The sequence below is a fragment of the Sphingomonas bacterium genome (assembly GCF_903644055.1).
Taxonomy (GTDB): Bacteria; Pseudomonadota; Alphaproteobacteria; order Sphingomonadales; family Sphingomonadaceae; genus Sphingomonas_I.
Genome location: NZ_CAHJXD010000294.1, coordinates 1 through 4,907, shown reverse-complemented (window position 1 = coordinate 4,907; position 4,907 = coordinate 1). Strand labels below are relative to the sequence as shown.

The following is a 4,907-nucleotide window of genomic DNA, read 5'->3' as shown; positions in this document are numbered from 1 at the left end:
CCGACCAGGATGCGCAGGTCCGCGCGCCGCAGCCGGAGCCATCGCCCCGCCACCGAAGCGATCCCGCCGCCGACCTGCGCATAAGCGGCCTCGAGCCCCACCGATGCACCCGCGCCGTTGGAGATCAGCGTCTGCACCGACACTTGCAGGCTGTCGCGCATCGGAATGACGCCGCCGTTGAGCGCGTTCGCCTCGACCACGTCGATCGGCGGGCGCTTCCGCCGCCGCAGCAGCATGCCGAACCCCGCGAGCACCGCCCCGCCGATCGGCAGCGCGAGCAGCCGCAAGGGCGCGATGGCCGGGCGCGCGCTCAGCCTTTCCTCGCCGGAGAGCCCGTAAACCCAGACCTGAACTGTATGGGCGATGTTGCTCTGGAGCAAAGTCGCAAGGCCGGCGATCACACCGATCAGGACGGCGAAGACGATCAGCGCTGCTTCGCTGGTCCGCACCCGCCGCCGCAGCCAGGTGAGCGGCGGCGCCATCCAGTGCCCCCCGCTCGCGGCGAAGCGTCGCGCGCCCGCCGATCCGCCGAACGGCGTGAGAAAGCCGTCCGCGAGCGCGCGCGAGAACGGGCGCGGCGCTCGTTCCGCCTTCTGGGAAGGGTTGGCCGGATCCACGAAGCTCCCGTCATCTCGATTGGCGGACAGGGTGGGATTCGAACCCACGGTGGGCGTGAACCCACGGCGGTTTTCAAGACCGCTGCCTTAAACCACTCGGCCACCTGTCCTTGGTTCGCGCTTAGCTGTGGATGAAGCGGCAGGGAAGGGTTTCGCCGAGCGCCGGGGGGTGGCAGGGTGCGCGCATGCCGAGGCTCGTTGCCGTCCTGATCGCTGTTTCGGCGCCGGCGCTTGCCGCCGCGCCACCGCCATTGCCCTATGAGCTTCCCGCGAAGCCGGCGGCTTCGGCAACTCCGCCGCAACCCGACGCCGCCGATCCCCAGCAAGCCGCCTTCACCGGCTTCGTCGCCGGCCTGCGCCCGCGCGCGATCGCCGAGGGGGTGAACCCCGCGACGTTCGATCGCGAGACCGGCGGCCTCACGCTCAACCCGCGCGTCATCCGCTCGGACCGCGCGCAGCCCGGCGGCGGCGGCTTCGGCGCGCCGTCCGCCACGCTCAACTTCGCGCCCTATCGCGCCCAGCATGTCGATGCCGCGCATATCGCGGGCGGGCGCCGCCGCTATGCCGCGCTCCGCCCCTTGCTCGCCGCGATCGAGCGCAGGACGGGCGTGCCCGAGGCGATGATGCTTTCGATCTACGGGCACGAGACGGGCTATGGCAGCTTCAGCGGCAATCTCGATCTGCTCCGCTCGTTCGCCAGCCTGGCCTATGACGGGCGGCGGCGGGAGCTGTTCGTCGCCGAATTCATCGCGACGCTGAAGCTGATCGATCGCGGTTTTCCCCGCGCGACGCTCAAGGGGAGCTGGGCGGGGGCGACCGGCTATCCGCAATTCCTGCCCAGCGTCTATCTGCGGCTCGCCAAGGACGGCGACGGCGACGGCAAGGCGGATATCTGGAACAGCGAGGCCGATGCGCTCGCCTCGATCGGCAATTATCTGATCAACGCGGGATGGAAGCCCGACGTCGCCTGGGGGGTCCCGGTGCGGGTGCCCGCCGGTCTCGATCGCGGCGCGCTGCGCTCGCCGATCACCAGCCCGCGCTGCCCGCGCGTCCACGCGCGCCTCAGCCGCTGGCTGACGATGGCCGAGTGGAAGGCGAGGGGGGTGGCGCCGCTCGCCTATCCGGGGATCGCCGAGGATGAGCAGATGACGCTGATCGAGCCCGATGGCCCGAGCGCCACCGCCTATCTGCTGAGCAGCAATTATCAGGCGATCCTCGATTATAATTGCTCGAACTTCTACGGCCTCGCCGCCGGCCTGCTCGCCGATGAAATCCTGCGCTGATCGCGCGTCGCGCGGCATCGTCGCCTTAGCCGCGCTCGGATCGGCGTTGGGCGGTTGCGCCGGACCGAGCCACCACTTGGTCGCCGATACGCCGGTCAAGATCGGCAGACCCTATCAGGTGCGCGGGACATGGTATTCGCCCGCCGACGACCCGAGCTACGACGAGACCGGCCTCGCCTCCTGGTACGGCCCCAAGGGGCAGCACGGCGCCACTGCCAACGGCGAGCGCTTCGACGGCCGCCGCGTCGGCGCCGCGCACAAGACGCTGCCGTTGCCGAGCTACGTCGAGGTCACCGTGCTCGCCAGCGGCAGGCGGGTGATCGTGCGAGTCAATGATCGCGGTCCGTTCGTCGCCAACCGGATCATCGATCTCTCCTACGGCGCGGCGGAACTGCTCGGCATCACCCGCGCGGGCGTCGCCCGCGTCCGCGTCCGTCGCGTCTTCCCTGGCGATAGCGTGCGCCGTGCGCTGCGTTCGGGGCGCCCCGCGATGGCGCTTCCCAGCGTGTCCGACACCGCGCCGAACGCCGTCGAGACGCTGGCGCGGGCGCGCGGCCCGAGCTATCCCGCCCCCGATCCCGTCAGCGAGCAGAGGACTAGCCCCACCCCATGATGCGCATCCGTTCAGCGGCCCTGATGCTCGGCCTCGCCGGCATGATCGGGCTTCCCTCGCAGGCCGCGGCACCGCCGTTCGATACGCCCGCGCCGATCGCCTTCATGACCGATCTCTCCTCGGGCGCGACGCTCTACGCGAAAAACCCCGATCAGCGGATACCGCCGGCGTCGATGGCCAAGATGATGACCGTCTATGTCGCGTTCGACATGGTCAGGCACGGCCAGATCAAGCTTTCCGACATGGCGACGGTGCGCCCCGAGACGTGGAAGCAATGGCACGGCCCCGCCGCCGGATCGACGATGTTCCTGTCGGTCGGCGAGCAGGTCTCGATCGCCAACCTGCTGTTCGGCATCGTCACGCTTTCGGGCAACGACGCCTGCGTCGTGCTCGCCGAGCAGATCGCGGGCACCGAGCCCGCGTTCGTCGCGATCATGAACAAGAAGGCGCAGGAGATCGGCCTTACCAACAGCCACTTCGGCACATCGAACGGCTGGCCCGATGCCGGGCAGACCTATGTCACCGCGCGCGATCTCGCCAAGCTCGCCACCGCGACGATCCAGAACTTCCCCGATCTCTACAAGACCTTCTACAGCCGCCCCAACTTCACCTGGGGCAAGACGCTGGGATCGGGCGCGGACATCACGCAGGCCAATCGCGATCCCCTGCTGGGGCGCGTGCCGGGCGCCGACGGCCTCAAGACCGGGCATACCGACGAGGCGGGCTACGGCTTCACCGGATCGGCCGAGCAGAACGGCCGGCGGCTGGTTATGGTGCTGGCGGGGCTACATTCGTTCAACGAGCGGATCGAGCAATCGGTATCCTTCATGAATTGGGGGCTCCACGCCTGGACCGCCAAGCCCTTGTTCGCGGCGGGCAAGCAGGTGGACGCGGTGCCGGTGCAGCAGGGCAGCGCGCGGAGCGTCAACGTCGTGGCGCCGCGCGATCTCTCGGTCACCGTGCCCGTCGGGCTCGGCGGCGATATCAAGATGACGATCGCCTATGACGGGCCGGTCAAGGCGCCGATCGCCAAGGGCCAGCATGTCGCCGATCTGATCGTGCGCACGCCGGATGGGCCGCCGCAGGTGATGCCCCTGGTCGCCGCCGACGCCGTGCCGATGGCGGGCTTCCTCGGACGCGTCGGCAACGGCTTGCGCCATCTCGTCGGGCGCGGCTGACCATTGCCCATGGGGCTGCCCGGCCGATTCATCAGTCTCGAGGGCGGGGAGGGGGTCGGCAAATCCACGCAGGCGGCCCTGCTCGCGACCGTGTTGCGCGAACGCGGGCTCGATGTCGTCGAGACGCGCGAGCCCGGCGGCAGCCCCGGCGCCGAGGCGATCCGCGCCTTGCTGCTGCAGGGCGAGGCCGAACGCTGGACCGCGCGCACCGAGGCGCTGCTGTTCGCCGCCGCGCGCGCCGATCATGTCGCGCGCACTATCCGCCCGGCGCTGGCGGCGGGACGCTGGGTAGTTTGCGATCGCTTCCTCGATAGCTCGCTCGCCTATCAGGGGGGAGCCGACGGGCTCGGTGACGAGGCGATCCGCGCGCTCCATGCGATCGGCTCGGAAGGCCTGCTTCCCGATCGCACCCTGCTGCTCGCGCTCCCCGAGGCGCAGGCGGTCGCGCGCGAGGCGGCCCGCGATGCCGGCCGGCCCGATCGCTTCGGCGCGCGCGATCCCGCCTATCACGCGCGCGTGGCGGCGGGCTTTCGCCGGCTCGCCGACGCCGAATCGGAGCGCTGGCGTATCGTCGACGCCAGCGGCGCGGCCGAGGCGGTCACCGAGCGACTGGCAGCGGCGGTCGGGGAATGGCTGTGAGCCTGATCGGGCACGACGATGCCGTCGCCGCCTTCCGGGAAGCCGCGCGCTCCGATCGCCTCCATCATTCCTGGCTGCTTGCCGGGCCGCAGGGCGTGGGCAAGGCAAGCTTCGCGCAACTCGCGGCACGCTGGCTGCTGGCAGGCGCGCCCGAAGGCTTCGCGATAGCGGACGAGCATCCTTCGGCCAGACTGCTGGCCGCCGGATCGCACCCCGATTTCAAGCTGTTGGAACGGCTTACGAAGGACAAGAGCGAGGAACGTGCCCGATCGATCGGCGTCGATCAGGTCCGCGCGCTGCAACCTTTGTTCGCGACGACACCGAGCCTCTCGCAGCGCCGCGTCGTGGTGATCGATGCGATCGACGATCTCGAACGATCCGCCGCCAACGCGCTGCTCAAAAATCTCGAGGAGCCGCCCGTCGGCACGATCTTCCTGCTCGTCAGCCACGCCCCCGGCCGCCTGCTGCCGACGATCCGCTCGCGCTGCCGCCTGCTGCGCTTCGGGCGGCTGGGGGCGGCGCAGTGCGAGACCGTGCTGCGGCGCGTGCTGCCCGATGGCGAGGACGTCCCGGCGCT

Annotated in this window: 6 protein-coding genes and 1 tRNA gene; 5 read left to right on the top strand and 2 right to left on the bottom strand. The window is 70.3% G+C overall.

All coding sequences use genetic code 11. From position 1 onward, the window contains the following. On the bottom strand, positions 1-617 hold a 617-nt coding region (locus tag HUU94_RS12575), incomplete at its 3' end, for a chloride channel protein (protein WP_254602196.1). Between the two features lie 20 nt (positions 618-637). Further along, positions 638-727 (bottom strand) — tRNA-Ser (locus HUU94_RS12570). Between the two features lie 75 nt (positions 728-802). On the opposite strand from HUU94_RS12570, the gene HUU94_RS12565 reads away from it, so the two are divergent. The 5 genes from HUU94_RS12565 to HUU94_RS12545 all read left to right on the top strand — a co-directional run. Continuing rightward, positions 803-1,900: a lytic murein transglycosylase gene (locus HUU94_RS12565; RefSeq protein ID WP_174275405.1), complete on the top strand. Its 1,098-nt coding sequence runs from the start codon at positions 803-805 to the stop codon at positions 1,898-1,900. Further along, positions 1,884-2,513, top strand: coding sequence for a septal ring lytic transglycosylase RlpA family protein (locus HUU94_RS12560; RefSeq protein WP_174275404.1), 630 nt, complete (start codon positions 1,884-1,886; stop codon positions 2,511-2,513). The genes HUU94_RS12565 and HUU94_RS12560 overlap by 17 nt, the downstream gene beginning before the upstream one ends. A 23-nt stretch (positions 2,514-2,536) precedes the next feature. Further along, positions 2,537-3,691 carry a D-alanyl-D-alanine carboxypeptidase family protein gene (locus HUU94_RS12555; protein WP_254602195.1) on the top strand — a complete coding sequence of 385 codons (1,155 nt, stop codon included), beginning with the start codon at positions 2,537-2,539 and terminating at the stop codon, positions 3,689-3,691. A gap of 15 nt (positions 3,692-3,706) precedes the next feature. After that, positions 3,707-4,330, top strand: a complete 624-nt coding sequence (gene tmk, locus HUU94_RS12550; RefSeq protein WP_174275406.1) for a dTMP kinase — start codon at positions 3,707-3,709, stop codon at positions 4,328-4,330. Beyond that, positions 4,321-4,907, top strand: a 587-nt coding sequence (locus HUU94_RS12545) for an AAA family ATPase (protein WP_174275403.1), incomplete at its 3' end; no start/stop codon positions are given. The genes tmk and HUU94_RS12545, both read left to right, overlap by 10 nt.